23 protein-coding genes are annotated in these 22,490 nt (G+C 56.5%); 13 read left to right on the forward strand and 10 right to left on the reverse strand.

Translation table 11 applies throughout. The features are described from left to right. The first annotated feature begins 89 nt into the window (after window positions 1-89). Genes LA5095_RS21080 through LA5095_RS21090 form a run of 3 tightly spaced genes read left to right on the forward strand, consistent with a single transcriptional unit; the run spans window position 90 to window position 2,397 of the window. Complete coding sequence (locus LA5095_RS21080; RefSeq protein ID WP_055118486.1) at window positions 90-389, forward strand: DUF3572 domain-containing protein; 300 nt, start codon at window positions 90-92, stop codon at window positions 387-389. Further along, on the forward strand, window positions 382-1,083 hold the full coding sequence (locus tag LA5095_RS21085) for a hypothetical protein (RefSeq protein ID WP_055118488.1): 702 nt from the start codon (window positions 382-384) through the stop codon (window positions 1,081-1,083). Before LA5095_RS21080 ends, LA5095_RS21085 begins: the two co-directional genes overlap by 8 nt. Window positions 1,084-1,092: 9 nt before the next feature. Continuing rightward, on the forward strand, window positions 1,093-2,397 hold the full coding sequence (locus tag LA5095_RS21090; RefSeq protein ID WP_055118490.1) for a DNA polymerase IV: 1,305 nt from the start codon (window positions 1,093-1,095) through the stop codon (window positions 2,395-2,397). Between the two features lie 6 nt (window positions 2,398-2,403). On the opposite strand, the gene LA5095_RS21095 is transcribed toward LA5095_RS21090, so the two are convergent. Then, window positions 2,404-3,276: a cell envelope integrity EipB family protein gene (locus tag LA5095_RS21095; RefSeq protein WP_208992798.1), complete on the reverse strand. Its 873-nt coding sequence runs from the start codon at window positions 3,274-3,276 to the stop codon at window positions 2,404-2,406. 278 nt (window positions 3,277-3,554) lie between these two features. On the opposite strand from LA5095_RS21095, the gene LA5095_RS21100 reads away from it, so the two are divergent. The 3 genes from LA5095_RS21100 to LA5095_RS21110 all read left to right on the forward strand — a co-directional run bounded on the left by LA5095_RS21100 (window position 3,555) and on the right by LA5095_RS21110 (window position 6,293). Continuing rightward, a complete protein-coding gene (locus LA5095_RS21100; RefSeq protein WP_055118491.1) occupies window positions 3,555-4,019 on the forward strand; it encodes a RidA family protein in 465 nt (154 codons plus the stop codon). Window positions 4,020-4,073: 54 nt separating this feature from the next. Then, on the forward strand, window positions 4,074-4,850 hold the full coding sequence (locus tag LA5095_RS21105; protein WP_055118493.1) for a glycerophosphodiester phosphodiesterase family protein: 777 nt from the start codon (window positions 4,074-4,076) through the stop codon (window positions 4,848-4,850). Between the two features lie 111 nt (window positions 4,851-4,961). Continuing rightward, window positions 4,962-6,293, forward strand: a complete 1,332-nt coding sequence (locus tag LA5095_RS21110; RefSeq protein ID WP_055118495.1) for a GNAT family N-acetyltransferase — start codon at window positions 4,962-4,964, stop codon at window positions 6,291-6,293. An 83-nt stretch (window positions 6,294-6,376) separates the two neighbouring features. Here LA5095_RS21110 and LA5095_RS21115 read toward each other — a convergent pair whose 3' ends face one another. Then, window positions 6,377-6,985: a response regulator transcription factor gene (locus LA5095_RS21115; RefSeq protein ID WP_055119027.1), complete on the reverse strand. Its 609-nt coding sequence runs from the start codon at window positions 6,983-6,985 to the stop codon at window positions 6,377-6,379. Between the two features lie 246 nt (window positions 6,986-7,231). Between LA5095_RS21115 and LA5095_RS21120 the strand changes: the two genes are divergently transcribed. From LA5095_RS21120 to LA5095_RS21140, 5 genes are all read left to right on the forward strand, one after another. Beyond that, window positions 7,232-8,476 carry a pyridoxal-phosphate-dependent aminotransferase family protein gene (locus LA5095_RS21120; protein WP_055119028.1) on the forward strand — a complete coding sequence of 415 codons (1,245 nt, stop codon included), beginning with the start codon at window positions 7,232-7,234 and terminating at the stop codon, window positions 8,474-8,476. A gap of 9 nt (window positions 8,477-8,485) precedes the next feature. After that, complete coding sequence (locus tag LA5095_RS21125; protein WP_055118497.1) at window positions 8,486-9,685, forward strand: malate--CoA ligase subunit beta; 1,200 nt, start codon at window positions 8,486-8,488, stop codon at window positions 9,683-9,685. Continuing rightward, window positions 9,682-10,572 carry a succinate--CoA ligase subunit alpha gene (gene sucD, locus LA5095_RS21130; protein ID WP_055118499.1) on the forward strand — a complete coding sequence of 297 codons (891 nt, stop codon included), beginning with the start codon at window positions 9,682-9,684 and terminating at the stop codon, window positions 10,570-10,572. Before LA5095_RS21125 ends, sucD begins: the two co-directional genes overlap by 4 nt. Continuing rightward, window positions 10,572-11,543 (forward strand): 2-hydroxyacid dehydrogenase, encoded by a 972-nt coding sequence (locus LA5095_RS21135; RefSeq protein WP_055119030.1) that lies wholly within the window; start codon window positions 10,572-10,574, stop codon window positions 11,541-11,543. The genes sucD and LA5095_RS21135 overlap by 1 nt, the downstream gene beginning before the upstream one ends. A 178-nt stretch (window positions 11,544-11,721) precedes the next feature. Then, the gene (locus tag LA5095_RS21140) at window positions 11,722-12,699 is read left to right on the forward strand and encodes an HpcH/HpaI aldolase/citrate lyase family protein (protein ID WP_055118501.1); all 978 of its coding nucleotides are present in this window, start codon (window positions 11,722-11,724) and stop codon (window positions 12,697-12,699) included. 33 nt (window positions 12,700-12,732) lie between these two features. Here LA5095_RS21140 and LA5095_RS21145 read toward each other — a convergent pair whose 3' ends face one another. From LA5095_RS21145 to LA5095_RS21165, 5 genes are all read right to left on the reverse strand, one after another. Continuing rightward, window positions 12,733-13,587 carry a GNAT family N-acetyltransferase gene (locus tag LA5095_RS21145; protein ID WP_144436140.1) on the reverse strand — a complete coding sequence of 285 codons (855 nt, stop codon included), beginning with the start codon at window positions 13,585-13,587 and terminating at the stop codon, window positions 12,733-12,735. A 200-nt stretch (window positions 13,588-13,787) separates the two neighbouring features. Further along, window positions 13,788-14,159, reverse strand: coding sequence for a hypothetical protein (locus LA5095_RS21150; protein WP_144436141.1), 372 nt, complete (start codon window positions 14,157-14,159; stop codon window positions 13,788-13,790). 258 nt (window positions 14,160-14,417) lie between these two features. Continuing rightward, window positions 14,418-14,738, reverse strand: a complete 321-nt coding sequence (locus LA5095_RS21155) for an antibiotic biosynthesis monooxygenase family protein (RefSeq protein ID WP_029066400.1) — start codon at window positions 14,736-14,738, stop codon at window positions 14,418-14,420. Window positions 14,739-14,831: 93 nt separating this feature from the next. Beyond that, complete coding sequence (locus LA5095_RS21160) at window positions 14,832-16,043, reverse strand: trans-sulfuration enzyme family protein (RefSeq protein WP_055118507.1); 1,212 nt, start codon at window positions 16,041-16,043, stop codon at window positions 14,832-14,834. A 30-nt stretch (window positions 16,044-16,073) separates the two neighbouring features. Beyond that, on the reverse strand, window positions 16,074-17,009 hold the full coding sequence (locus LA5095_RS21165; protein WP_055118509.1) for a LysR substrate-binding domain-containing protein: 936 nt from the start codon (window positions 17,007-17,009) through the stop codon (window positions 16,074-16,076). A 122-nt stretch (window positions 17,010-17,131) separates the two neighbouring features. On the opposite strand from LA5095_RS21165, the gene LA5095_RS32120 reads away from it, so the two are divergent. Then, window positions 17,132-17,317 carry a YdcH family protein gene (locus LA5095_RS32120; protein WP_082442853.1) on the forward strand — a complete coding sequence of 62 codons (186 nt, stop codon included), beginning with the start codon at window positions 17,132-17,134 and terminating at the stop codon, window positions 17,315-17,317. 36 nt (window positions 17,318-17,353) lie between these two features. After that, window positions 17,354-17,551 carry a hypothetical protein gene (locus LA5095_RS32125; protein ID WP_082442826.1) on the forward strand — a complete coding sequence of 66 codons (198 nt, stop codon included), beginning with the start codon at window positions 17,354-17,356 and terminating at the stop codon, window positions 17,549-17,551. Between the two features lie 115 nt (window positions 17,552-17,666). On the opposite strand, the gene LA5095_RS21175 is transcribed toward LA5095_RS32125, so the two are convergent. From LA5095_RS21175 to LA5095_RS21185, 3 genes are read right to left on the reverse strand one after another with little or no spacing between them, the layout of a single operon-like run. Then, window positions 17,667-20,765, reverse strand: coding sequence for an efflux RND transporter permease subunit (locus tag LA5095_RS21175; RefSeq protein ID WP_055118512.1), 3,099 nt, complete (start codon window positions 20,763-20,765; stop codon window positions 17,667-17,669). A 33-nt stretch (window positions 20,766-20,798) separates the two neighbouring features. Beyond that, a complete protein-coding gene (locus LA5095_RS21180) occupies window positions 20,799-21,893 on the reverse strand; it encodes an efflux RND transporter periplasmic adaptor subunit (RefSeq protein WP_055118515.1) in 1,095 nt (364 codons plus the stop codon). A 19-nt stretch (window positions 21,894-21,912) separates the two neighbouring features. Then, a complete protein-coding gene (locus tag LA5095_RS21185) occupies window positions 21,913-22,467 on the reverse strand; it encodes a TetR/AcrR family transcriptional regulator (RefSeq protein ID WP_055118517.1) in 555 nt (184 codons plus the stop codon). Between the last annotated feature and the right edge of the window lie 23 nt (window positions 22,468-22,490).

Here is a 22,490-nt window from a genome sequence, read left to right on the forward strand (position 1 = left end):
GACGCAATTTTCTATGCGGTAGAACGCCACCCCCGTCCGCAGTAGATTTGTTGTAACCCGGAATCGTTTCAGAAAGGCAAAAAAACACAATGAAAAATATGCAAGGAAAGTCATTATCCGTTGAAGAAGCTCAAGGAATTGCCACTGAAGCTCTCCTCCAACTCAGTCGCGATCCGGAGCAAATAGGCCGTTTCCTGGCATTTTCGGGAATCGGTCCCGACATGATTCGAGCAGCAGCCAGCGAACCAGGCTTCCTTGCCGGTGTCCTGGAATTCTACATGATGGACGAACCGCTCCTGCTCGCGTTTTGCGAAAACTCAAGCATTCGACCAACCATGATGGCCGCAGCAAGATATGCGCTCGCAGGAGGATCTCCCGACGATGCCTGAACCGTCACCGGTCCTTCCTGAAGTCCTGGCGCAGATAAAGGGACTACCCGTTTCCAATCGCCCGTTGATCATCTGCGACGTGGATGAAGTCATCCTTCATCTCATCAAACACCTGGAGGTCTATCTGAATGAACGCGACCTTGTTTTCCTGAATCACGAGTATCGGCTAACGGGTAACATTGGTCACCGCAAACATCGTGCTGCGATCCCCGCCATTGAGGTCCGCAAGCATCTGTTGAATTTCTTTGACGAGGTCAGTCACAGGCAAGACATGGTTCAAGGTGCCGACGCTTCACTACAGGCCCTGGCAGAAACATGGGAGATCGTGTTGCTGACCAACCTTCCCGGTGGTCACAACAAACCGGCACGTGAAAAGTTGCTGTCAGGCATGGGCATCCCTTACCCCGTCGTCACGAATTCGGGACCCAAAGGTGGTGCCGTCGCAGCTCTCGCCGCTGGCCGCCCAACCCCTGTCGTGTTCATCGACGACAGTCCGACAAACCACTCCTCGGTTCATGCCAGCCTGCCAAGTTCGATCAAGATCCAGTTCATTGCGGACCACAGGTTCCGGGCTGCGACCGAAAAGGAAACACATATTGACCTGCTGACCGGGGATTGGCACGAGACGGCTGACTTCATCACGGCTATCCTTCAAGAAGCAGTCGAAACCGGTGGCAATCAACCGCAAAAGTGACACCTCAAAGTGACCGGACACCCAAAAGACCAGAAAGCACTCTGCCGGGACTGCGGTGCCAGGCCTGCTGCCTCCATTTCGCGGTGCTCGTCCTGCGGCAGTCCGCGAATGGTGTCACACGCCGAACTTGATCTTCTGGCGATCGCACATATCGATTGCGACGCCTTTTACGCGTCCGTGGAAAAACGCGACAATCCCGAGCTTCAGGATGTACCCTTGATTGTCGGAGGCGGCCAGCGTGGTGTTGTTTCCACCTGCTGCTACATTGCCCGTATCTACGGTGTGCGATCTGCCATGCCCATGTTCAAGGCCCTCGAGGCCTGCCCGGATGCCGTGGTCATCAAGCCGAACATGGAAAAATACTCCAGGGTCGGAAAGGAAATCCGGGAGCGCATGCGGGCATTGACCCCGCTCGTCGAACCGATTTCGATTGATGAGGCATTCCTGGACCTGACCGGTACTGAGCGACTGCACCAGGCTACACCTGCCGAAACACTGGCGAAATTCGTCCGCGGAATCGAAGCGGACATAGGCATTTCCGCCTCCGTCGGCCTTGCGCCAAACAAGTTTCTGGCCAAGCTCGCGTCCGATCTTGAAAAACCGCGAGGCTTTTCCGTTATCGGTGCCGAAGAAGCCGAAACTGTGCTGGCGCCAATGCCTGTCGGCCGTATCTGGGGAGTTGGCAAGGTGTTCCAGAAAAAACTGGAAAAGGACGGGATCAAGACCATCGGCCAGTTGCAGACAATGGAGGCCGCCGAACTCGCACGGCGCTACGGTTCGATCGGCCTGCGTCTGGCTTCACTTTCTCATGGGGATGACAGCCGGTTGGTGAAGCCGGAACGTGGGGCAAAGAGCGTCTCGACGGAGACAACGTTCAGATCGGATATCTCCAGCTTCGAAACGCTCCGCCCGATCCTGCGGAACCTGTCTGAAAAGGTGTCTTCGAGGCTGAAAAAATCCGACCTTTCAGGACGCGGAATAACACTCAAGCTCAAGACAGCCGATTTCAGGACCATCACACGCGCCCGGCATCTTGGTGACCCGACCCAGCTGGCAGACAAGATCTATGCAGCAGGAGAATCGTTACTCGAAAATGAGACGGACGGGCGCCGGTTCCGATTGATCGGTATCGGTGTCAGCGACCTGGAACCGGCCGATCGGGCCGATCCTGAGGACTTGCTCGACGTTTCAGCAGAAAGACGCAAGAACGCCGAGATCGCAGTAGACAAGCTTCGTGACAAGTTCGGCAATTCAGCTGTCGAACTGGGCCTTACGCATGCCGCCAGATCGTCAGACAAACCTCGAAAATCCTGACGCTTGCTATTGAGGACAACCGGTATCTTCGTGAAGTTCCAGCGCAGCCATCTTGCCCTTGATGGTGAAATCCCCGTAATCGAGCGTCAGGTGCCCGCTGACACCATTTTGAAAGAGCCAGAACGACAACTGGTAGACCGGTGTCAGTTCCCCGGTTGCATCTTCTGCACCCGGATCGAAATACGCCACTGTCACCGGCCAGTAGTTCAAACCTGCCAGGGGTGCATCCGGATCCTCGGTATCGGCTTTGACCGGGCTGACCGTTTTCGAGCCGATGACGGTTGTCGTTGCATAGACCTTCTCGCCGGATTCGGCGCCGTCGTAGATATCGGCGGAAATAAACGGAACACCGTTTTCAGCTGACTCCAGAATGGTCAGCAGATGCTCGGTCGGAAAAAGAACTTCGTGCCCGATCTCAAGTGACTTCTCGGAAGGCGCTTTCAGATTGATCGTCTTGGTCTGCGTCCCGGCGGTTGCCTTGCCCTTAGATTCCTCCACCAACTCCTGGTCCACAAAGGTTTTGGAAAGAAACTGGTAGCTCTCTGCCTGCGGCTCTTCAAAGGAAGTCGTCTGCAGATCGGTCACCTGTGATCCGCCGTCGGCATTTTGAAAGCGTGTCACAAAGCGAAAGTTGACGCTGTAGCCCTCGCAGGCGTTTCCGGTAAACTCGTAGACCATCCGGCCGCTCAAGCCGGAAATTCCGGAATTGTCTTCTTTTTCGCCAAGCTTCATGTCGTAGACCGCCTGGTGCGGAACCAGCTTGTAGCCAGCGGATTTGCCGACTGTTGCTCCGGAGGCCGTTCCCGAAACAAGGCACGTGGTGACAATGATTGCGAATGCAGGACCTGCCAAAGACCCCGACATGAGAATGCGCTGCATCTGTAATTCCTCAGTTTCACGCCAACGGTACAGCCACCGTCAGGGCCCTGGCAGTCATTATGCGATTATCTGCACCTTACGCCACAGCGAAAATCAGCAGGTAAACGAAAATCAGGAAAGGGTGACTTATTTCATAAAACCGGCGGTTAAGAGACCTTCGTGAAAACAATCCAATCTCCTCCACAGGTTCATTTTCAGATCCGTGACTGATTTGGCCTTGTCAGCATTTCCAAATTGCGCCAAGACACCGACACATCCATCCGAGCCGGAGCGAACCAATGAGCATCATCGAAAACCGTCTTAAGGACCTCGGAGTTTCCCTGCCCGAAGCAGCCGCACCGGCAGCGAACTACGTCCCCTTCGTGAAAACAGGAAACCAGCTCTATATCTCAGGACAGCTTCCCATGATGGATGGCAAGATACAGGTCACGGGCAAGCTCGGTGCCGATGTTGACCTTGAAAGCGGAAAGTCTGCAGCCCGGTTCTGTGCCATCAATCTTCTTGCACAGGCCAAGGCCGCGACCGGTAATCTCGACAAGGTTACGCGCCTTGTGAAAATTGTCGGCTTTGTGAATTCTACCGATGATTTCACAGATCAGCCTCAGGTCATCAATGGTGCCTCCGACTTCCTCGTGGAAGCGATGGGGGACAAGGGACGACACGCCCGATCCGCCGTCAGCGCGGCCTCCCTGCCCTTTGGCGTTGCGGTTGAAATCGACGCTATTTTTGAAATCGAAGACTGACCTGCCGCTTCGCAATTCCTCCATCGGCGCAGCCACCCGGACTGATCCTCATCCATGACAGCAGACCTCGAAGCCATTTTCGCCCGCCCGATTGCGCATCGCGGATACCATGATGCCGACAACGGCATTATTGAAAACACGCCGACGGCCATTACAGCAGCGATCGGGAAAAACTTCGCCATAGAGGTAGACGTCCAGGAAACGGCCGATGGCAAGGCTCTGGTCTTTCACGACTATACCCTGGACCGACTGGCCGAGGGCACGGGCAAGGTCATCGACCTGCCGTCAGGCGATCTCGCCGGGATCCACATGAAGACCGGCACCGACAAACTCTGGTTCTTGCAGGACCTGTTCGATCTCGTAGACGGAAAAGTCCCGCTTGTCATAGAGATCAAGTCCCTCATGCGGCGTGACGCGCAAGGCACATTCGTGCGCGATGTCACTGATCAGGTCGCCAGGTACCGTGGCCCGGCCTGCATCAAGACCTTCGATCCGGACATGCTGTCCCATGCGCGGCGTGCAAATCCTTCCGTTCTGCGTGGAATTGTGGCCGACGGGGCAGAGTCCGGTCCGGGCTATGCCCGCTATGGACGCACCGATCGCTTCATCCTGCGTCATTTGCTGCACGCTCCGCGCACGCGTCCGCATTTCATCTCTTACGGCGTCAAGGATCTGCCCAGAGCCGGACCCAGCCTGCTCAGGTCCTTGTTCAAGCTGCCGCTCATGACATGGACGGTCAGAACCAGAGACCAGCGCGAAACCGCTGCCCGCTATGCGGACCAGATCGTGTTCGAAGGCTTCGACCCGGACATCGACAACACCAGTCCCTGAACGGGCCGCTTTCTCCTCGCTTCAAACCATTGATTTTCGCTGCCCTCTTGCGATGCAAGGCAACAGCGCTACATTCCGAGAATGGTTCCCAAAATTGGCTGCTGTTGACGCATGAGTTCTTCCCATTCTGAGGAAAGCAAAGATCCGGACGCTGACGGCGGCGGACCGACCGCATCCCTGCGCATCCTTTCATCGCTGAAGGATGTTTCATCCGATGCCTGGGACGCAGTGGCCAATCCGGGGTGGAAGCTCTCGGAAAGCGGCGCTCTTGAGAAAACCGACCAATGCCACCTACCCGGTCAATCAACCGCTTCCGAACTTGCTTCCCTTCTTGGGTCTGAAGTTGAACCTTTTTCTGAAGATAAGTCTTTTAACCCATTCCTATCGCATAGCTTTCTTTATTCTCTGGAAGAATCGGGATGTGCTACAAATGCGACTGGCTGGTTGCCAAGACATATGCTTCTGGAAGACGAAACAGGCGCTGTTCTGGGAGCGGTTCCGGCTTACCTGAAAAGCCATTCTCAGGGAGAATACGTCTTCGACCACAGCTGGGCGGATGCCTTCTACCGTGCCGGCGGCGACTATTATCCCAAACTCCAGATTTCGGTCCCTTTCACCCCTGCGACGGGCCGCAGGTTTCTGATCGGACCCGGGATCAACCGGGAAGCCGGTCTGCAAGCGCTTGCCGCAGGCCTTGTACAGGTTTGCCAGCGCACTGGCGCCTCGTCGGTCCATGCCACCTTCCTTACAAAGGGAGAATGGGACGGTCTGGGCGAACTGGGTTATCTCCAGCGAACCGATCAGCAGTTTCACTGGGAAAATCACGGCTATGAAAGTTTCGACGAATTTCTGACCGATCTTGCCTCAAGAAAACGGAAGGCTATCAAGAAGGAGCGGCGCGAGGCGCTTTGTGCCGACGGCATAGAGGTGGAGTGGGTAACCGGACCGGATCTCACCGAAGCTCATTGGGACGCGTTTTACGGTTTTTACATGGACACGGGTTCTCGCAAATGGGGACGGCCGTATCTCAACCGGAACTTCTTTTCCCTGATAAATGATAGACTTGCGGAGCGAACGCTGCTGATTCTGGCCAAGCGACACGGGCGCTATATCGCGGGCGCTCTCAATTTCATCGGTTCGGAAACACTGTTCGGCCGTCACTGGGGATGTTGTGAAGACCATCCCTTTCTGCATTTCGAGCTCTGCTACTATCAGGCCATCGATTTCGCAATTGCCAACGGATTGAAACGTGTCGAAGCCGGGGCACAGGGTGCCCACAAACTTGCGCGCGGATATCTGCCGGCAACGACCTACTCCGCCCACTGGATCGCCCATGAAGGGCTGCATCAGGCTGTCGCTGACTACCTGGAACAGGAACGTTTCGCGGTGGAGCGCGAAAACGAGGCGCTTGCAGACCAGGCGCCCTTCAAGAAAGGTGACTGAGCGGGTTCAGACAATCAGGCAGCGCAATTTGACGCTCCGGAAAAACTGGCACCAAGCCCCGTTCGAACGACTGGCTTCCTAACCTAGTCCCGATCCTTCATGCCGGCAGTCTGGGAAGAGTAATAATAGACAATCGCCTGCGCGCGGTTTTTGACCGATAGCTTTTCGTAGATATTCGAAAGGTGGAACTTGACCGTGTTCGTCGATATCTGCAGAGATTTCGACAATTCGCGATTGGACATGCCGCTCGACAGAGCTTCCAGGATCACTTTTTCCTTCCGGGAGAGACTATAGATCGGATCCTGCTGCATCTGGCGAACGTCGATAAACGGAAACACCATTTTTCCGGCGGCCACGTCAACACAGGTTTCCACCAATCCCTCAATTTCACCGGATCTTGGTGCGAATCCAGCGGCACCGGCCTGCATCGCCAGCCTCGGCAAATCTCCGGCGGCATCTCCGTAAACGACAAATCGCGGCGCGGCTTCGTTTTCCCGCAGAACCTCGATCAGCTTCGCGCCACCAAGGGCCGGCAGGTTCCATTCGACGACGCCGACCTGCACCGGCACGCGCATGACCGTTCCAAGAAACCCTTCAGCTGTTGCGGACGTTGCCACGAGCGAGAAACGGGTGTCCTTGTCGAAAATCTCGGACATTGCCGACAGAACCAAGGGATTGCTGTCCGCGAGCATGATGTTTATCGGAGAGCCGGGATTTTCAACCAATTGTTTTTACACCACTATTGAAAACAAACTACCCAAACAGATAGCTGATTATCTGGTAGAATTACCATCTATTATCCGAATGAGTAGGTTTTTTCCCATTCGATTAGATGTCCGAAAGCAGTAGTAACTTCCATTGCGCAAACACGCAAGCCGAGGTTTTCCTAGGGGAACATGGGCCACCGGCTCAAACGATCAGCGCGGAGGAAACTGCAGATGCCGACAGAGATTTTTCCCCAACTGGACATTCCCGAAACCCTTGCGGCTGGCCCAGGGCCAGGTAACACAGATGCCCGCGTGCTTCATGCCTTCGCACGGGCCGGTGTTGCTGATCATATGCACGCTGACGTCCTGCGGGGCATGATCGAGTGCAAACACATGTTGCGTGAAATCTGGGGTACCACCAACACCTATACCTTTGCCATCGCAGGTACGGGCTGGAGTGGTCTGGACGCGATGTTCTCAGCGATCATGCCTGGAGACAAGGTTGTTGCGTTTTCCAACGGCACATTCTCCGGGATCGATGCCTTGACCCTTCGCATCAAGGCAGCAACTCCTTGCGAACTGGCCGCCGATCCTCTTGATCCCTGCCCGGCGAGCGTCGTCGTCATCAATGTGCCACACGGCCAGCCGGTAACCGGCGAACTGGTGGAGGAAGTCCTCGACGAACACCAGCCAAAATGGGCATTCATGGCGCATTGGGAAACCGGTTCCGGCCGTGTCAACGATCTGCGCGGCTTTTCGGATGCCTGCATACGCCATGGTGTCATGGGGCTTGTGGATGCGGTATCCTCTCTTGGGGTAGATGATTTTTCGATCGATGACTTTCCGGGTGTGGCAGGCTGGGCCTCCTGCCCTCAAAAAGGTCTGTGCTGCCTGCCACTGACCTATGCACCCGTCAGCTTCCGCGACACGTACATCGAAACGCTCAAGACAACCGGTGCCTATACCTACGTGCACAATCCCATACTTGAGGCGCGGCACTGGGGAATTGTTGACGGGGCAGATGTCGACAAGGGAACGTATCACCGCACGCATTCCGGTTACGCCGTTGCAGCTTTCCATGAATCGCTGCGCCTGACCCTGCAAGAGGGCCTTGCGAACCGGGCAGCTTCCTACCGTCTCCACGAAGCAGCCCTGCGTGACGCCGTTGCCACTCTGGGCTGCAATGTGACGTCCGACATGACCAGTCTGGTCGTTCTCAACCTGCCGGACCATCTGGCTGGCCGCGAGATGGAACTGGTACAGAACTGCCGTGCGGAGGGTTTCGGCATCTGGCCGACACTTTCGGCTCCGGTTCAAATTCGTATCGGCATTTTGAACCAACTGAATGCCGGGGCGATCTGGGACATTGCCAACCGCTTTGCCGAAGCCATGCGCAAGCTTGGGGCCGACGTCGATCCGGAGGCTCTCGAAACCTCGCTACACAAGCATTACGGCACATCGGTCGCGGCACAATAGGAGGCCGGAATGGACATCCATGAGTATCAGGCGAAGGAAATTCTCGCCAAATTCGGCGTCGAGGTGCCGAAGGGGGCCCTGGCCTACAGCCCGGAACAAGCCGCCTATCGCGCGCGGGAACTCGGTGGCGACCAATGGATTGTAAAAGCCCAGGTTCACGCCGGCGGGCGTGGTCTGGCAGGTGGTGTGAAAATCTGCCAGACGCAGGACGAAATCCATGATGCCTGCGACAACATGTTCGGGCGCAAGCTGGTGACGCACCAGACCGGTCCGGAAGGCAAGGATATCTACCGGGTCTATGTGGAGACCACGGCCCAGATCGAGCGAGAGATCTATCTTGGGTTCGTGCTCGACCGCTCCAGCCAACGTGTCATGATTGTCGCCTCTTCGGAGGGAGGGATGGAAATTGAGGAAATATCCTCCACGCGGCCAGAAAGTATCGTTCGCTCCACCGTGGAACCTGCTGTCGGCCTTCAGGAATTCCAGGCCCGGGAAATCGCGTTCGAACTAAAGGTCGAACCGGGACTCGTGCAGCACATGGTGCGCACTCTGCAGGGGTGTTATCGCGCGTTTCTCGATTTCGATGCCACCATGGTGGAGGTCAACCCGTTGGCCATCACTACCGACAAGCGCGTTGTTGCCCTCGACGCCAAGATGAGCTTCGACGACAACGCACTCTACCGGCATCCCCAGATCAGTGAATTGCGCGACAAATCGCAGGAAGACCCGCGAGAGAGCCGTGCAGCGGATCGCGGCCTGTCCTATGTCGGGCTGGACGGCAACATCGGCTGCATCGTCAATGGTGCAGGTCTTGCGATGGCAACGATGGACACGATCAAACTGGCCGGAGGAGATCCGGCAAACTTCCTCGATATTGGAGGTGGAGCCTCGCCGGAACGCGTCGCCAAAGCGTTTGGCCTCGTCCTTTCCGACAAGAATGTCCAGGCCGTCCTGGTCAATATCTTCGCCGGGATAAACCGCTGCGACTGGGTCGCCGAAGGGGTTGTTCTGGCGCTGAAAGAACAGCAGATCGATATTCCCGTGGTGGTGCGCCTTGCCGGCACGAACGTGGAAGAAGGACAAAAGATCCTGGCCAAGTCCGGCCTGCCGATCATCCGGGCGACCACCTTGATGGAAGCTGCCGAGCGCGTTGTAGGCGCCTGGCAACGGGACCTGTCGCAAGGCACCAGATTGAGGGCCGCGCAATGAGCATTCTAATCGACCGTGACAGCCGCGTCATCGTGCAGGGTATTACCGGCCGCATGGCGCGCTTTCATACCAAGGACATGCTGCGCTACGGCACAAATGTCGTCGCCGGCGTTGTTCCCGGCAAGGGTGGCGAAACCGTGGAGGGCGTGCCCGTTCATGACACGGTGAAACAGGCTGTCGCTGCCACTGGCGCCGACACAAGCCTTGTTTTCGTACCGCCTCCGTTTGCAGCAGATTCGATCATGGAAGCGGCCGACAGCGGTGTCCGCTACTGCGTTTGCATCACGGATGGCATCCCGGCGCAGGACATGATCCAGGTGAAACGGTACATGTACCGGTATCCTCGCGAAAAACGCATGGTTCTGACGGGGCCTAACTGCGCCGGTACGATCAGCCCGGGAAAGGCGCTTCTGGGGATCATGCCCGGCCATATCTACCTGCCCGGACATGTCGGCATCATCGGACGGTCCGGAACGCTCGGATATGAGGCAGCAGCCCAGTTGAAAGACAATGGCATAGGTGTGTCGACCAGCGTCGGTATTGGTGGAGATCCGATCAACGGATCGTCATTCAAGGACATCCTGGCCCGTTTCGAACAGGACGACGACACGCATGTGATTGCCATGATCGGGGAAATCGGCGGGCCGCAGGAATCGGAAGCTGCCGAATACATACGGGACAACATTTCCAAGCCCGTCGTGGCATATGTCGCGGGCCTGACCGCCCCGAAGGGCCGGACAATGGGGCACGCCGGTGCAATTATCTCCGCTTTCGGCGAAAGCGCTTCCGAAAAGGTCGAAATCCTTTCATCGGTCGGCGTCACGGTTGCCGAGAACCCGGCTGTCATCGGCGATACCATTGCGCGTGTTTACAAGGAAGCAGCATGATGACCAGACCCACTGTTCTTGTGACAAGACGCTGGCCGGCAGCCGTCGAAGCTGTCCTGAGCGAGCGTTACGACACGGTCCTCAACACTTGCGACGTTCCCTTGTCTCCTGCCGAGATCCGCAGGGCACTCAAAACCTTCGACGCGGTGCTGCCCACAGTTACCGACAGGTTGGATGCCGAAGCACTGGATGTGCCGGACGCCAGAACGAGGATTCTGGCAAATTTCGGCTACGGCTATGCCCACATATGTGAACCGGCGGCGCGGCAGCGTGGACTGACGGTAACGAACACGCCGGACAACCCGTCGGAATGCACCGCGGATTTTGCCATGATGCTGCTGCTCATGGCCGGGCGGCGAGCGTGCGAAGGCGAGAGGAACCTTCGTGCCGGTAACTGGTCGCGATGGTGCCCGGACCACCTGATCGGCACCAGGGTCAGCGGCAAGACGCTCGGTATCATAGGATTTGGGAATGCCGGGCAGGAACTGGCGCGCCGCGCCTACCACGGTTTCGGCATGAGGATCGTGGTTCAGGATGAAGAAAGGATCGATCCCGCTATCCTGGAACAAGTCGACGCGACACAGGCAAAAGATGTCGATGACTTGCTGCCACTTTGCGATTTCGTTTCGCTCCACTGCGCGGAAGCCCGCTCGAACGAACCTCTCATCGGTGCCCGCAGACTGAACCTGATGAAAGCGGATGCGTTCCTGATCAACACGGCCCGGGGCGACCTTGTCGATGAAGCGGCACTTGTCCATGCCCTCATTTTCGAAACGATCGGAGGCGCCGCTCTCGATGTCTTTGTCAGGGAGCCCCGGATCAACGCCGACCTGCTGAATTGTGACAATCTGGTCCTCTTGCCTCATCTGGGTGGTGCTACGCGAGAAAACCGCGAGGCAATGGGGTTTCGTGTCCTTGAAAACCTGTCGGACTTTTTTGACGGACGGGATCCGAGAGATCGCGTGATCTGACAATCAGCTTCCCTGAAAACCAGTTCCAACCGCGTGATCCTGCTTCCCCAGGTGCCCGCGAGCGGGGGATGGTGCGCCCGACCGTCCAACAATCCGGCGCGAAAAATGCCGGCTGCACTCAGCATCATCCCGGTGGAAGGCAACGGCCACCGAAAAATCGTACCCCAAGGAGATCGAAATGAGTTTTTTCCCCGTTGAACAGGCGCCGGCTCGCCTGAACCGCAGCGAACTGGCGGTGCCCGGCAGTCAGCCGCAGATGTTTGAAAAGGCTTCCCGGTCCAATGCCGATGTCATCTTCCTCGATCTTGAGGACGCAGTCGCGCCTGACGAGAAGGAACAGGCGCGCAAAAACATCATTCAGGCCCTGAACGATATCGACTGGGGCGACAAGACAATGTCGATCCGCATCAACGGACTGGATACCCACTACATGTACCGAGACGTCGTGGATATCGTTGAACAGGCCGGAGAACGGCTGGATCTCATCATGATCCCCAAGGTTGGCACGGCCGCGGACGTCTACGCCATCGACATGCTGGTAACGCAGATCGAGGATGCAAGGGGATACAAGAGGCGGATCGGCTTCGAACACATCATCGAAACGGCACTCGGCATGCAAAACGTGCATGAAATCGCTGCAGCCTCCAGACGCAATGAAAGTCTCCATTTCGGGGTCGCAGACTACGCCGCCAGCACGCGTGCGCGCACCACGATCATCGGCGGTGTCAACCCGGACTATGCAGTGCTGACGGACCCTGCACTTGACGGCGGCAGGGATGTGCATTGGGGCGATATGTGGCACTACGCGATCGCGCGCATGGTCGTGGCAGCGCGCGCCAATGGATTGCGTCCCATCGATGGTCCCTTTGGCGACTTTACGGACAAAGACGGCTACCGGGCAGCAGCTGGACGCGCGGCTGTTCTTGGCTGCGAAGGCAAATGGGCTATCCATCCCGGCCAAATCGAACTGGCCAATGAAGTCATGAGCCCCTCAGACTCTGAAGTGACCAAAGCCAAGCGCATTCTGGAGGCCATGGCCGAAGCAGAAGCTGCGGGCAAGGGAGCTGTTTCGCTTGATGGTCGATTGATCGACTACGCTTCCATCCGGCAGGCCGAGGTTCTGGTGGACAAGAGCCGTCAGATTTCGGCAAGCTAATCCCAAGCGTGGCCGGTTTCGGCGCAAGCGACATCAGAAGGTCAGTTGCATGTCGAACTGCTGCAAGAGGTCTTCAGCCCCTGCCCGGTCCAAAAACGCATTGACGCCCGTTGCACTCACATCGACATTCACAAATGTCAGGTGGTCGGTATCCACCGACTGCCCAAGTCCCTCGAGCAGCACGCTGCCGATGCCGTTGCGGCGAAAGTTGCGGTGAACGGCGATCTGGGCAACCGAACCATCGGGGTTGGCTGCGCCCCAGCCGAGAAGCCTTCCGTTTTCCGATACACCGATCAGGTTCATTCTGCCACGCAGGGCCGTGAGCGAGGCACGACTGTTTTGAGGTGTCGGGAGCGTATCGAAATAGTCGTTCTCATCATCCGGGAGCTCCTCGACAGTGAGAGCATCAATTCTCAGGTCATTCCGGCGGGACACAGGCAGACTGTGTTTCGGCAACCTGCATACCCGGACCGTCCTCTGATGCTTGTATCCAAACAATTCATAGGCTCTGAGGGCCCTTTCATTGGTCGAGATGACTTCCAACTGCATTCCATTCGCGCCATCGGATTTCTGCTTTTCGACAACAGCCTTGAACAGGTTCTTCAATATACCCTTGCGCCTGTGCCGGGGATCCGTTCCAACCGAAACAGCATAGCCTCGGGAACCATACGAGGCGGATGGTGCTGTGGAATACCAGAACCCGGCAATGTCCGAGCCACTCATGGATACGAATGAATGCTCTGCGGAAAATCCGCGCTGCTTCTGGAAATAGAGAAACTTGTCGACCGTCAGCGAAAGCGGAACGCAATAGTCCGAAAAGGCTGAATTCATCGCCGCGCACAATTGTCCTGCATCAAGTTCACGGCAATCGATGATGTGATATGACATGGTTGCTTGTTGCCTGGCTCCGCTTGGTTTGTTGCCTGGTACGCAATGTTCAGAAGATGAATCAGTCTGAATTGCAAGGGCGGGACGGTTATCGTAGTTGCTGAAATATCTATGCACAACTCGCGGCGCTGAAGATGGCAGTGATCGGTTGAAATTCGTCTCCGAGCCGTTGGCTTAAGGTCCGCGCATTTCTTTCGTTATCAGTCGGCCCTTATGGATCTGACATCCTCTTTCGACGCACCGATCCTGATCCTGTCGCCGACCGAAACGTCGGTCGACCGCAGTTGAGCTGATGCTTCATGCAAACGATTGTCGGCTGGGGAACGGAACCTGACCTTTATCTGGCTGGTCTTTGCCAACACATACCCCTGTTCCTGCAATCCTTCTCCGAGCGATGTCTTGAAACTGCTGCAGGGCAACACGATCCGTTCGGTTTCGAATAGACCTGTCCTCGTTCTGCCGAGGTGAGTTTTCTTTGCCTCACACACAATTTCGGCAAAGGTTACAAGGGCGGTTGTATCCTCGAAATCCGACCGGCCGAAGAAAAAAGCTGCAGCAGTAGTCACTATCATTACTGGTAGAACGACCAACTCAAGAACAAGGCGCGCGTTCATCCACCAGGCAATTTTTCTCTTGTGATCGTACAAGCAGCGCCCTTTCCGCAACCTGAAACGCATATCATGTCTGTTTCCGGAAACTTCAACATCAAGTCAGAACTCCGGCACATCCCACAATCGGCTCTTGTCTGCCAAATTATTGGCGTGTGATAATTTCAACAATACCTGTACGCTACTGCTCAATAGTGGGCTAGGTTATGTCACTTATCAAATTCAGTTGAAACTCTCCGCGACGTCATACATGACAGGCTCGAAACTCTTGCAAAGAGCATGGATGCTGCGGTTGCGGTCGCGCATTTCCGGTGTCCGCAACATGGCAAGAAAATCTTCGCGCCTGCGCCACTGGGAATAGTTGGCAATTCGGGTTTGGGCGTCGTTGACATGGAGCCCTGCGCCTATGAACCCTGGCTGATGCCGTATGAAGTTGTCATATGCGTCTTTCAGCTCATCCAGGAGGTCGTAGCAGGTGCCCGGCGTCATCTCGAAGGTCGTGATTACGGTCTGGCAATCGCTGTTGCTGGAAATCTCTGGCATAGCTCTCCTCCTCTGCCTTTGTATGAAATGCTGGCATGAAACTCGAGGAGCGGCAACAAAGAGTACACCATCCCCGGGTTTTTTGGACGTGCTTCAACCCAATGCCCCGTCAAGGTCGGCAATCAGGTCTTCGGCATCCTCCAATCCCACGGACAGACGAAAGATGCCGTCACCAGCAAATTCCCGGTATGAATTCAGCTGATCTCCCTGAAGCCGGAACGACGTCTCCATCAAGAGATCGGTCTCCATCCAGAAAACGAGCGAACGATGGTGCCCCAGAGAAACCGCATAGTGGATCACCTCCAACCGGTCGATCATCTGCTGCGCGACGGTTCGCCCAGTTGGTGCGTTGCCAACCTGAAAGGAAATCATCCCGGAAAAATTCGTCATCTGGCGCTTGGCCAAATCGACCTGCGGATGCGACGGCAATCCCGGATACATGACCCGCGTCACCTTCGGATGGGTTTCCAGCCATTGGGCAACCGACAACGCGCCTGCCTGATGTGCCTTCATGCGCAAGGGCAAGGTCGCCGCGCCGCGCGCAATCAGCCAGGCGTTGAACGGCGACAGGACACCGCCGTGATGTATCGCGGCTTCGTTTCGCATCCGCGCAATCAAGTCAGCCTTGCCGGCAACTGCACCGCCAACCGCGTCGCCGTGACCGCCAATATACTTGGTGATCGAGTGCATGACGAGATCGACACCCAGCCCGATCGCATCCATCCCGAGAGGCGAGGCAAATGTGGCGTCGCAACTCAGCAGCGCTCCAACCTGACGTGCAAGAGCCGAGACCGCTGAAAGATCCGTCAGGCGGGTGATCGGATTCACAGGTGTTTCGGTGTGAACGAGTGTCGTATTCGGTCGAAGTGCCGCCGAAACAGCTTCCAGATCCGACATGTCGACAGTTGTGACTTCAACGCCCATGCGCGGCAGGGTATCGCGTGCGAGTTCCGCGACACCGGCATAGGAGACGTCGGAAATGACAACATGATCGCCCGAAGACAGAAATGTCATGAAAATTGCGGTTGCCGCAGCCATTCCCGACGCCAGGCAAAGACAGGCTTCTGCGCCCTGCATTGCCGCGATCTTTTTCTCCAGCATCGCAACCGTCGGATTGTTCCATCTGGAATAGATGAAACCGCCCTCCTCCTCCAGATCGTGCGCTGAAAATCCGGCCAACCGGTCACTGACAAATGTCGAACTCATGTGCAACGGGGGGCTTGAGGCACCTGTCGCAGGATCCGGCCCCTCACCAGCATGAATCGCCGTGGTCATCGCACCTTTGGTTCGATTGGTCTTCGACATACCGGTTCCCTTGCTCTTTGGGTACACCGATCAGGTGTCCGCGGCCTCCACACCTTCTGCCTGCATACTCTTAACCGCCTCCAATGCAAGGGAAAGCAGTTTTTCATAATGCGCTGCGCGGGAACTGCCGTCGCGCCAGACGAGATACATTACCCTGTGCATGGCGATCCCCTCGACCTTCTTCAAAAGGAGGTTCGGCTCCTTGGGAAACTCGGAAGCAATATAGGCTGCCGGAAACAGTGCAAGGCCCATTCCGATCGATGCCATCTGGCGCAATGCATCGAGACTCGTCCCCTCGTAATCCTGCAGAAATTCAGCACCGGCTGCGCGGGCAAGCGCCTGCACATCGTTGTGCAAACGGAACCCGTGACCAAGCGAAAGGAGCTTTTCGCCCTTGAGAAGGGAGACCGGGACGACTTCAAGGCCAGAGAACGGATGGCCGCGCGGAACAGCGAGCGATACGCTTTCGTGACAGAGCTCCCGCTCAGTCAGTTGTCCCGATGGAGCAATATCCGGTGTGATGATGCAATCCAGTGCCCCGGCGGCCAATCCCTCTTCCAGCAGATTGGGACGGTCTTCGCGGATGTAAAGCTCCAGATCCGGAAAGTTCCGCTTCAAGATCGGCAGCAGGTAAGGCATGAAATATGGCCCAAATGTGGGTGACACACCAAGACGGATCAGCCCGCCGAGATTTTCACGGCCCGCATGGGCAACGACCACAATTTCGTCCAAACTTTCAAGAGCCTGCCGGGCGAGTGGCAACAGGCGTTCGCCAGCCGCCGTCAAGCTGATGTCGCCACTGCCGCGTTCCAGCAGGCCCGCGCCCAGGTTTTCTTCCAAGAGCCTGAATTGTGAGGACAAAGTGGGCTGGGAGACATTGCATTTTTCAGCGGCCTTGCCAAAATGCAGTGTCTCGGCAAGGGCTATAAAATAATCCAGCTGGCGCGGGGACGGTCTGAAGCGCATTGTGGCCTACCTTGCAATTGATTTTTTCTATCAACCCAATACAAACAATGTATTTCTTCTATACATAAACAACCCCATATCCTGGGTGTCAACACGAACACCCAACGATGTGGAGGTAGATGATGTATAACCGCTTGAAATCCTTGCGCAGCCAGCACAACACCCTGGATTCCCTGATCCGCAGGGAGCACCTACATCCCTATCCCGACTCGCAGCACATTCGATCCTTGAAGAAGTTCAAGCTCCGCCTTCGCGACGAGATCTCGATGATCGAAAACAGGTTGAACGCCAGCCAGTTCGCCCATTGATCCGAATAGTATCGTTCCCAAACGAGGAATAGAACCATGAACCCGTTCTGGCCCTTTACGGCCCTACCTGCTTTGCAACCTAAGTTTACCCGCCAGACTAGGTTGCAAGACCTGGAAGCACGTATGTCTTCCTTCCTGTCTGAAAAGCAGGCGTCGAGCACCAGCTGCCCCAAGGTGCTCGACAATATCAAGGTCGCCAAGTCGACCGTCCAGCGTGAGTTGGCCACCGGCTGATTGCCCGGCCCGAGTTTCTCCTTCCGAAACCGGAAGTGCCACAGCAGCTGGATCAACCCGCCCGCGCAGGCCCCGCGGGCGGGTTTCATCTTTTGTACCAACGCACTCTTTCTCGCTACCCAGCCGTGACCGGGGCCGGTACCTGTTCACTCATGGTGTCAGCCTTTTTGGGCGGGCGTACCCTGAAAAACAGAGCGTACAGCACCGGAGCTGCGATCAGCGTCAGTATCGTTGCAAACGCCAGTCCCCCCATGATCGTCACAGCCATGCCCCGGAAAAACGCGTCGGAAAGCAAGGGCGCCATGCCGAGAATTGTCGTAACTGCGGCCAGCATCACGGGACGCATACGCGAAACGCTTGCTTCGACAATTGCAGCATATTTCTCACGGCCATCTTCAATGAGCCTGTCAATCTCTTCAAGCAAAACGATCGCGTTCTTGATCAGCATTCCGGAGAGCGAAAGAAACCCGAGAAGCGACATGAAGCCGAAAGGTGTATCGGTTGCCAGCAATGCGATCGCAACGCCGTTTATGGACATCGGCACCATCAGCCAGATGATCAGGGGTTGACGTACCGAGCCGAACAACAGGATCGAGATGATCAGCATAACCAGGAACCCGAGCGGCAACTGCGCACCCAGGGAAGCCTGTGCATCGTTCGTGCTTTCGTATTCACCGCCCCATTCCAGCGAATAACCGGGCGGCAGCGATATCGCCTCAATCTGAGGACGCACCCGCGCGAGCGCCGCCGTCGCCGTTTCGCCCGCAGTCGTTTCCGCCTTGACTGTCAGCGTCCGGACCCGGTCGCGACGATGGATGAGTGTGTCCTGCGGCTCCATGGTGAACTCGCTCACGACCTGATCGATCGGAACGTACCGACGCTGACCGGCACTCCAGACCAGGGAGTCCGACACGCTTTCGTTGACCGAGATACCTTCCGGGCCTGCCTTGCGGGCGACAATCGGAATGCTTTCGTCAATGTCACGATAGGAGCCGACCTGAACGCCTTCTGTCGCGAATTGTAGCGAAAGCGACAGTTCTTCGCGGGTGACACCGGAGATGCGTGACCGATCCTCGTCGAATATTGGACGAACCACGAGTTCGCGTTGGCGCCAATCCGTATTGACGTCTGCAAGCTTGTTCTGTGGCAACAAGAAAATCGCTTTCGCCTCGTCGCCCAGACGTTTGAGAACATTTGCATCGGGACCGGAGAACCGGGCCTCCAGCTTGGCGCCGCCGCCAGGTCCGAACACAAGACGTTTGGTGATGATCTGGGCAGATGGAAAACGTTCAGCGAACTTTGCACGCAGATCGAGAGCCAGCACGTCAATGTCGTCCCGGCTGTTGGTCCGTATGAGCATGTGACCATAGGCCGGATTTGCGTCCTCAGGTGCGTAGGTCAACATGAATCTGGTCGCGCCGCCACCGGCAAAACTGGTGACTGTGGCGACCCGTTCGTCTTCCAGAACGATTTCTTCCATGTCCTTGAGATCCGCTTCGGTCCCACGAATATCAGTCCCCTGGGGCGACCAGTAGTGGACGTAAAAGATCGGTGTGTTGCTGTCCGGGAAAAATGCCTGTTTCACGTTTCCGAACGCCATGACGCAGGCAACGGTGATGCCAACAAGTGCCAGGACGGTCAGCAAACGGACATGCAGTGTGCCGACCAGAAATCCGCGGTAGATCGTATAGAGAATTCCCTTGTAGGGATCGTGATCATCCAGGTTGCCGCTTGCGGTACGGAAAAAGTACTTCCCGAACAGCGGCGTGACCGTGACCGCAAAGACCCAGGACAACAACAACGAGATTCCGATCACCGCAAAAAGCGAAAACAGGAATTCACCGGTCGCATCCGGAGAAAGACCAATTCCCGAGAATGCCATGATGCCGATGACCGTCGCACCAAGCAGCGGCCACATCGTCTGTTTGACCACGCGGCTGGCCGCGTCTATCGCCTTCTGGCCCCGCTGCATGTTGATCATCATGCCTTCCGCCACGACAATGGCGTTGTCAACCAGCATGCCCATGGCAATGATCAGGGCTCCAAGAGAGATCCGCTCCATTTCGATGGCAAAGATACGCATGAAAAGGACGGTTGCCATAACGGTGAGCAAAAGAACGGTGCCCACCACCACGGCCGCGCGCCATCCCATGAAAAGCGCGAGCACACCGATCACAATAACGACCGAGGCAGCCAGATTCAGGATAAAGCCGTTTACCGAGGCGTCGACCACGACATTCTGTTCGTAGATCGGGTGGATCTGCATACCGATGGGCAACTGCGCTTCGATTTGCGCAAGTTTTGCAATGACCCGGTCACCGACATCGACGATGTTTGTTCCGTCAACCTGGGAAACACCGATGGTAACGGCTTCATGACCGTTATGACGTATCAGTCTGCCGGGCCGCTCCGGCTCTCCGAGTTCCAGGGTCGCGATATCGGACAGACGTATCATCGCGGTTGAACCCGGGCGCCCGACGACAAGGTCCTCGATCCCGCGGAAATCGTCGAATGCAGACGGTGTCATCAGGCGTATACGTGACTGGCCCGAAACGGCCGAACCGTTGGTCTGAATACGGTTTTCCGCGTCAAGGACACCGACAATATCGGTCATGGAGATCCCGAGACCCGCCATCTTGTCCTGATCGACGTCCAGATAGATAACATCATCGGGTTCGCCGGCGACCTCGACCTTGCCGACACCGGTCACAGCCAAGAGTTCGCGCCTGATACGCTTGACCGTGTCGCGAATGTCGCGATTTGTATATCCGTCGGCGGTGAACGCGTAAAACAGACCGTAGACGTCGCCGAAACTGTCATAGACAAGTGGCGTCCCCGCACCTGACGGCAGATTGCGAACTTCATCCCCAACCTTGCGGCGCAGTTCGTCCCAGACCTGCGGCAGCTCGGAACCGTCGTATGTCGGCTTGATTTCCACACTGATGCGCGACAGGCCCGGTTCGGAGACGGAACGGATCTGGTCAAGCTGCGGCATCTGCTGAATGGCCGTCTCCAGAACCTCTGTGATTTCATTTTCCACTTCGGCCGCAGTTGCCCCGGGATAGCCGGTGATAACCTGGGCTTCCTTGATTGTGAAAGCGGGATCTTCCAATCGGCCGACGGAGGTCAATCCCCAAAGACCGCCGAGAAGTGCCATAAGGACGATCATCCAGGTGTTGACAGGTTTTTCGATGGAATAGCGTGCAATGTCCACGGCTTCTGATCCTCTTAACGTAGTGGAACTGGATCAGCGCAAACGGCGCACGACCTGGCCGTCACTCAAATAGGCGACGCCGGCGGAAACGATTTCATCTCCCGGTTCAAGGCCGGTACGTACGGGGATGTAGTCTCCCATGATGGTACCGATCTCGACAGGTTGTTTTGAAACGCTGCCCGTGTCTCCGGCAAATTTCCAGACATACGTCTCGCCCTCCCCGTCAATGGCAACCGAAGCTGTTGGAACGAGAAACTGTTCGCCGAGTTCCAGGCCTTCAGGAACGAGTTTCACGATTACCGAGGCCGTCATGCCAGGTGCGAGCTGGCTGACACCCTCACGCGGCATCGCAAGCGTTATCCGGTAGGTCTGGGCGACATCGTCAACCTGGCTGGAGTGTTCACGGTACTCGAGCGGAAACAGTTTTTCGCCATATGCGGGAAACTTCGCTTCTATGGAGGACACTTCCGACGCGGTCACGCGGCCAAACAGAGCTTCGGCGACGTTGATGTCGACCTGCACTTCCGAAACGTCATGCATCCGGACAACGGGTGTACCGACGCTGACCGTTGTGAAGTTGTCAACAAGGCGCAGCGACATGATGCCGTCGAATGGAGCCTCCAGCGACGTATATTCAAGGTTTTGCCTGGCTTCCCTGAGCCGTTCGATGGCGAGGTCGTATTCGTTCTTTTGCTCGTCGTAAGACGACTGGGAAATCACGGAGCGATCCTTAAGCGTCCCCAGGCGATCCAGCTCACGCTTTGCCTGTTCGACATTGATTGTCGCCTCACGCACGGCCCGGTCGTAGTCTGTTGTATCAAGACTGGCGATCAGATCGCCTTTCTTTACCAGCTGGCTTTCCAGCACCGGCAACTGAAGCAGTTTCCCCGGCACCTGGAATGACAAGTCAACAGTCTGAACCGCGGCGACACGTCCGGCAAATCGGCGCTCAACCAGGCCGATCTGATCGGTTACGGTAAATATTTTTGCAGGTCTCGGCGACGCGTGAAGCTTGGCTTCAGCCTCGGCGACCGGATTTGCAGCATCGTCCTGACAGGCAGCCAGAAGGCCGGCGCCCAGCAGGAGCCCGGTCCAGCGGACAAGGGGAGCTCTTTCAAGTGCAAACATCTGTTTTTCCGTCCTGGTGTTAGTCCTGCTCGAGGCGGTGGCGAAGTTCCTTCAACACCTCAGCCCGTTCATCTTCCGTCAGTATCGAAACGCAATGGGCAACGGAGAAATGCAGCCCCTCCAGGCTCGCCCAGATTGCCATAGCCTTTCCGAATTGATCGGTCTCCCGTGCAATTGCGTTTTTCAGTCCAGTCTTGACCCTCAGGAACGGTTCGCTGAGTTCGGGCCGGTCCGCGGTCGTTGCCAGGACGGCCTGCGCCACGTCGCGTTTTGTCTCCAACCACCTTTCGGTCACGTCGATCATTCCACAAAGGGTTGGCGACCGTGATTGTAGGTTTTTCGTTCTTGCCTCGAGCACATCGGCTTCGAACTGGCCGACAAGAAACTCCACCATGCCGGTGATCAGGGCATCCTTTGTCGGAAAGTTGTAAAGAACGCCCCCTTTTGAAAATCCACTTTCTTCAGCGACGGCGTCAATCGTCAGGCTCGGCGCTCCAGATCGCCGAATGACTTCAATTGCTGCGGTCAGTATTTCAGATTTCGAGGTCTGTGCATTCCGCGAAGGTCGGGCCATTTAGTATACCGTCCAGTCAGTAC

It is taken from the genome of Roseibium album, assembly GCF_001404515.1.
Taxonomy (GTDB): domain Bacteria; phylum Pseudomonadota; class Alphaproteobacteria; order Rhizobiales; family Stappiaceae; genus Roseibium; species Roseibium album.

What these genes read in the sequence shown, in the direction of transcription:
- LA5095_RS21150 (WP_144436141.1), bottom strand. Translation starts at nt 14,159, where the DNA reads ATGATAGTGACTACTGCTGCAGCTTTTTTCTTCGGCCGGTCGGATTTC.
- sucD (WP_055118499.1), top strand. Translation starts at nt 9,682, where the DNA reads ATGAGCATTCTAATCGACCGTGACAGCCGCGTCATCGTGCAGGGTATT.
- LA5095_RS21120 (WP_055119028.1), top strand. Translation starts at nt 7,232, where the DNA reads ATGCCGACAGAGATTTTTCCCCAACTGGACATTCCCGAAACCCTTGCG.
- LA5095_RS21105 (WP_055118493.1), top strand. Translation starts at nt 4,074, where the DNA reads ATGACAGCAGACCTCGAAGCCATTTTCGCCCGCCCGATTGCGCATCGC.
- LA5095_RS21185 (WP_055118517.1), bottom strand. Translation starts at nt 22,467, where the DNA reads ATGGCCCGACCTTCGCGGAATGCACAGACCTCGAAATCTGAAATACTG.
- LA5095_RS21145 (WP_144436140.1), bottom strand. Translation starts at nt 13,587, where the DNA reads ATGTCATATCACATCATCGATTGCCGTGAACTTGATGCAGGACAATTG.
- LA5095_RS21110 (WP_055118495.1), top strand. Translation starts at nt 4,962, where the DNA reads ATGAGTTCTTCCCATTCTGAGGAAAGCAAAGATCCGGACGCTGACGGC.
- LA5095_RS21100 (WP_055118491.1), top strand. Translation starts at nt 3,555, where the DNA reads ATGAGCATCATCGAAAACCGTCTTAAGGACCTCGGAGTTTCCCTGCCC.
- LA5095_RS21155 (WP_029066400.1), bottom strand. Translation starts at nt 14,738, where the DNA reads ATGCCAGAGATTTCCAGCAACAGCGATTGCCAGACCGTAATCACGACC.
- LA5095_RS21180 (WP_055118515.1), bottom strand. Translation starts at nt 21,893, where the DNA reads ATGTTTGCACTTGAAAGAGCTCCCCTTGTCCGCTGGACCGGGCTCCTG.
- LA5095_RS21140 (WP_055118501.1), top strand. Translation starts at nt 11,722, where the DNA reads ATGAGTTTTTTCCCCGTTGAACAGGCGCCGGCTCGCCTGAACCGCAGC.
- LA5095_RS21095 (WP_208992798.1), bottom strand. Translation starts at nt 3,276, where the DNA reads ATGCAGCGCATTCTCATGTCGGGGTCTTTGGCAGGTCCTGCATTCGCA.
- LA5095_RS21125 (WP_055118497.1), top strand. Translation starts at nt 8,486, where the DNA reads ATGGACATCCATGAGTATCAGGCGAAGGAAATTCTCGCCAAATTCGGC.
- LA5095_RS21085 (WP_055118488.1), top strand. Translation starts at nt 382, where the DNA reads ATGCCTGAACCGTCACCGGTCCTTCCTGAAGTCCTGGCGCAGATAAAG.
- LA5095_RS21080 (WP_055118486.1), top strand. Translation starts at nt 90, where the DNA reads ATGAAAAATATGCAAGGAAAGTCATTATCCGTTGAAGAAGCTCAAGGA.
- LA5095_RS32120 (WP_082442853.1), top strand. Translation starts at nt 17,132, where the DNA reads ATGTATAACCGCTTGAAATCCTTGCGCAGCCAGCACAACACCCTGGAT.
- LA5095_RS21115 (WP_055119027.1), bottom strand. Translation starts at nt 6,985, where the DNA reads ATGCTCGCGGACAGCAATCCCTTGGTTCTGTCGGCAATGTCCGAGATT.
- LA5095_RS21160 (WP_055118507.1), bottom strand. Translation starts at nt 16,043, where the DNA reads ATGTCGAAGACCAATCGAACCAAAGGTGCGATGACCACGGCGATTCAT.
- LA5095_RS21165 (WP_055118509.1), bottom strand. Translation starts at nt 17,009, where the DNA reads ATGCGCTTCAGACCGTCCCCGCGCCAGCTGGATTATTTTATAGCCCTT.
- LA5095_RS21135 (WP_055119030.1), top strand. Translation starts at nt 10,572, where the DNA reads ATGACCAGACCCACTGTTCTTGTGACAAGACGCTGGCCGGCAGCCGTC.
- LA5095_RS32125 (WP_082442826.1), top strand. Translation starts at nt 17,354, where the DNA reads ATGAACCCGTTCTGGCCCTTTACGGCCCTACCTGCTTTGCAACCTAAG.